Genomic DNA, 4,590 nt, shown 5'->3' with positions numbered 1-4,590 from the left:
CTGAGCCGGCGCGGGGCCCCACCCTGTCCATCGGGGGGCCCCGGCCCGGTCTTGAGTCAATGTTCAGCAGGGCTTGCTCAGCGCAGGCCACCCATCAACTTCAGGACGGGCTTGCGCATCAGCAGCAGGAGGACGCCGACCACGATGGAGGCCACGCCCATGGACAGGAAGTAGGGAACCTCGTTGTCTGCGGAGTACAGGGGAGCCAGTGCGCCGGAGGCAGCCGTACCCAGTGCCACGGACAGGAAGTAGAGGGCGACCATCTGAGAATGGAAGGCCTCGGGGGCCAGCTTGGTGGCCAACGACTGCCCCACGGGGGAGAGGCACAGCTCCGCGAAGGTGCACAGCAGCAGGATGACCACGATGACCCAGAACGGCACGGAATTGTCCCCGCTGCCGGAGATCGGGATGAAGGCCAGGAAGGCCAGGCCCATGATGGCGTTGCCGAGGAAGAACTTCACCGGGGTACTGGGCTGGCGAGTGCCGAGCTTGGTCCAGAGCGCCGCGAAGGCGCCGGCGAAGATGATGATGAACACCGGATTGATGGACTGCACCACGGACGGCGGAACCTCGAGGCCGAAGAGGTGGCGGTTCAGGCGCTCATCGGAGTAGATGGCGAGCACCGTGAACTGCTGCTGGAAGAGCGACCAGAACACGGTCGAGGCGATGAACAGCGGAATGAAGGCGGCGACGCGCTTGCGTTCCGGCGCAGTGACGCGCTTGGAGGCAAGCAAGACGACGAAGAGGGCCACTGCCGCGATGATGGTGACGACCACGACCACCGTGGAGAGGTTCTCAGCCGTCAGCAGGCCGGTGAGGGCCGCGACCACGATCACGAGGACGGCCGCGATGACCACTAGGGTCCACTTGATGGATTCCTGACGGGTCAGGGGATGAGGAGCGCGGGAGTTGGCATCCGACTTGGTGTGTCGACGCATCGCGACGTACTGGATCAGGCCGATGGCCATGCCGATGGCGGCCAGGCCGAAGCCCCAGTGGAAGCCCTGCCACTTCCACAGCCAGGAGGTCAGCAGCGGACCCACGAAGCCGCCGATGTTGACGCCCATGTAGTAGATCGAGAAGGCCGCATCGCGACGGACATCGTCGCGTGTGTAAAGATCGCCCACCACTGTTGAGGTGGTGGTCTTCAAGGAGCCGGATCCCAGGGCAACGCAGATCAGGCCGAGGCCGAGTCCTACGGTGCCGGGGACGATCGCGAGCGCGATGTGCCCCACCATGATGATGGAGGCCGCAGCCAACAAGGTGCGTTCTGCGCCGAGGACTCGGTCGGCAACCCAGCCACCCAGCACGGAGGCCAGGTACACGAGGCCGCCGTAGGCGCCCACGATCGAGACCGCGACGGCCTTGGAGAGCCCCAACCCGCCGTCCACCACTTGGTAGTAGATGTAGAAGGCGAGGATGCCCTGCATGCCGTAGAAGGAGAAGCGTTCCCACATCTCCACGCCGGCCAGGTTGGCCAGACCCCACGGATGGCCAAAGAAGCCACGTTCGTTACGGTGCTCCGTGCCAGGGGCGGCGACGTCAGGTGTGTGGTGCCCTTCGGGCGGTATCTCCTCGTGGGAAACGGGGTGCTGAGTGGAGTCGTTGGGCATGGGGCTTGAGTCCTCTTGTCGGCGGGGGCCGACGTGATGGGGTACTGGAAACCTCTACACGCTACGCGGATCGGGCCCGAGTTCGCTCGGTCCGCGTGATGGATCACACGGATCCACCCGATATCGCAGTGATTGGTTATGGCCGATGAGTGAACCATTCGACGCCCAGATGACAGGGATGTTTCGGCGTGGACCGATTGAGTGGTCCGATACCGCGCCGAAGGTTACGGTTTGATCACGATCAGTTGTGAAAGACCTCTTTTACATTCCGGTGGGGCAAGTGTGGGCTTAGGCTCATATCCACGTGATCGCGCCCACTCCGTCTCCGGGTGAGCGTGAGTCATCAGCGGTGGGTCTTCAGATCCTTCGCCAACGCACCTTCGAGACCCAACAAGGAGGAGACATGCGACGTAAGCGTGTTTCCGCAGCTGTCGCCATCGGCGCCGCTGCAGCTCTGGCCCTGGCCGCCTGCTCACCCGGCGGCTCCAACGACAAGAAGGACAGCAAGTCCGACTCGTCCTCGTCCTCTGCCGCCGGAGCCGACGGCGCCAAGCAGATCGACGGCGACGGCCGCTTCGATCTCGGCGACGTGAAGACCCAGGAAGGCAAGGAGATCAAGGTCTCCGTGGGCAGCACCGAGTTCGGCGGGTTCAACGCCATGACTCCGCTGACCTACGACACCTACTCCTCCTCCGTGTTCGGCCAGTACATGTCCGGCTGGGCCTACTTCGGCACCGACGGAAAGATCCACCCCAACGAGGAACTGGGTACCTACAAGAAGGTCAGCGACGACCCGCTGACCATCGAGTACACCATCAGTGACGACGCCAAGTGGTCGGATGGCACGCCCATCACCGTGGCTGACGCAGTCCTCTCCTGGGGTTCACAGAACGCAGCGCTGGTGGGCGAGGACGGCGAGACCCCCGTCTTCAACAACGTCTCCACCGACCTGGTCGAACTGGCCCCCAAGGGCCCCGAGGGCGATGCGAACGGCAAGAAGTTCTCCATCACCTACACGGACCCGAACCCCGACTGGGAACTGCAGACCTTGCTGGACTTCCCCGCCCACGTTGTCGCCAAGCAGTCCGGCATGAGCGTCGATGACCTCGTCGACGCCCTGCGCAAGCAGGACGCCAAGAAGCTGGCCAAGGCGGGCGACTTCTGGTCCAACGGTTGGAACCCCGGCAAGGGCAAGCTGCCTGCCGAGGACACCCTGGTGACCTCGGGTCCCTACGTCCCTGAGTCCTGGGACAAGGGCCAGTCCATCACCCTGAAGGCCAACCCGAACTACTTCGGCGCCAAGGCCGGCGTGGAGAAGCTCGTCTTCCGCTTCGTCGACAACGGCGCCATGGTTCAGGGCCTGCAGAACGGCGACCTCGACGTGATGGCACCTCAGCCCACGGTCGACACCGTGAAGCAGCTGGAGGCCCTGGGAGACCAGGCCACCATCCACACCGGTGACACCCTCACCTGGGAGCACGTGGACTTCAACTTCGCCGGAACCTCGGTCTTCAAGGATTCCGCCGATCTGCGCAAGGCCTTCGCCCTGTGCATCCCGCGTCAGCAGATCGTGGACAACCTCATCAAGCCCCTCAACGAGGACGCCGAGGTGCTCAACACCCGCGACACCCTGCCGGGCCAGGAAGGCTACGAGGAAATCCTCAAGGACACCTACAACGGTGAGTACGACGAGGTGGACATCGAGAAGTCCAAGGAGCTGATCAAGAAGGCAGGCAAGTCCGGTAAGGTCACCGTCCGCCTCGGCTTCAACGGGCCCAACCCCCGCCGCTCCGACGAGGTCCAGCTGATCAAGGCCTCCTGTGACAAGGCCGGCTTCGACGTCAAGGACGTCTCGTCCGAGGACTTCGGCCAGCCGGGTGGCCCGGTCGAGAAGAACGACTACGACGCCTACCTCTTCGCCTGGGCAGGCTCCGGCCAGATCGCCTCCGGTGCCAACATCTACGGCAACGGTCAGCCGCAGAACTTCGGTAAGTACGAGTCCGACACCGTGAACGCTGCCTTCAACAAGATCAAGCGCACGCTGGACATGGACGAGCACATCAAGCAGGAGAAGATCGCCGAGAAGGCGCTCTGGGACGACATGTTCGGCATCCCGATCTTCCTGCACCCGGGTGTTGACGCCTCCAGCTCCAAGATCGAGAACGTCAAGCACACCATGACGCAGGACGGCATCACCTGGAACGCCTTCCAGTGGCAGATCGCCGAGTGATCATCGCTCGACCACGAGTGATGTGAACCCGAGCGACGAACCGGGCCCGGGATCGGTCACGGTCCCGGGCCCGGTCCGTCCGGAATCGCCGGATGTCGGGTCGCAACGTTGCGACCCGACATCGTCGGCACCACGTAAGGCATGTGAGACACATTGATCAAATTCATTCTCAAACGGCTCGGCGCCTCCGCGATCGTGCTGTTCATCTCCTCGATCCTGGTCTATTTCCTGACCACGATCTCGGGCGACCCGGTCGGAAACCTCCGGGAGCTGCAGAGCGACCCCAAGGTCGCCGCTCAGATGGCCGCCATTGAGCGAAACCTCGACCTCGACACCCCGTGGCCCATCAGGTATCTGAAGTGGCTGGGCGGCGTTGGGCAGTGCTTCACGGGGCAGTGCGACCTTGGTACCAACATCAAGGGCGACGAAGTGACCGACATCCTGGCCGCCGCAGCGTCGTCGACCTTGCGACTGATCCTGCTCTCGGTGTTCATCGCCGCAATCTTCGGCATCCTCTTCGGCGTGTTGACCGCGGTTCGCCAGTACTCCGACCTGGACTACATCATCACTTTCGTGGCGTTCGTCCTCTTCTCACTGCCTTCCTTCTGGGCAGCGGTGCTGCTTAAGGAATACGCCGCCATCAACTTCACCGACTGGTTCGCGGACCCGAAATTCTCACCGCCCCAGATCGTGCTCATCGCCATCGGCCTCGGGTTCATCGTCCAGTTGTTCATGGGCGGCTCGTGG

The 4,590-nt window shown here is 63.4% G+C and carries 2 protein-coding genes and 1 pseudogene; 2 read left to right on the top strand and 1 reads right to left on the bottom strand.

Annotated elements, in window-relative coordinates; genetic code table 11:
- Nucleotides 1-77 precede the first annotated feature (77 nt).
- Complete coding sequence (locus tag Q0A15_RS14730) at nt 78-1,613, bottom strand: peptide MFS transporter (RefSeq protein WP_291280279.1); 1,536 nt, start codon at nt 1,611-1,613, stop codon at nt 78-80.
- A 403-nt stretch (nt 1,614-2,016) separates the two neighbouring features.
- Between Q0A15_RS14730 and Q0A15_RS14725 the strand changes: the two genes are divergently transcribed.
- Nucleotides 2,017-3,843, top strand: coding sequence for an ABC transporter family substrate-binding protein (locus tag Q0A15_RS14725; protein WP_291280278.1), 1,827 nt, complete (start codon nt 2,017-2,019; stop codon nt 3,841-3,843).
- A gap of 153 nt (nt 3,844-3,996) precedes the next feature.
- Nucleotides 3,997-4,590, top strand: a pseudogene (locus Q0A15_RS14720) (ABC transporter permease); the annotation flags it as partial.

Origin of the sequence: Galactobacter sp., from assembly GCF_022712295.1 — a bacterium.
Classification (GTDB): Bacteria; Actinomycetota; Actinomycetes; order Actinomycetales; family Micrococcaceae; genus Galactobacter.
The sequence above is the reverse complement of the archived record's forward strand: the minus strand, read 5'-3'. Positions and strand labels throughout refer to the sequence as shown.

Excerpts from the sequence above, each read along its gene's own strand:
- Q0A15_RS14725 (WP_291280278.1), top strand. The coding sequence starts at position 2,017 with ATGCGACGTAAGCGTGTTTCCGCAGCTGTCGCCATCGGCGCCGCTGCA.
- Q0A15_RS14730 (WP_291280279.1), bottom strand. The coding sequence starts at position 1,613 with ATGCCCAACGACTCCACTCAGCACCCCGTTTCCCACGAGGAGATACCG.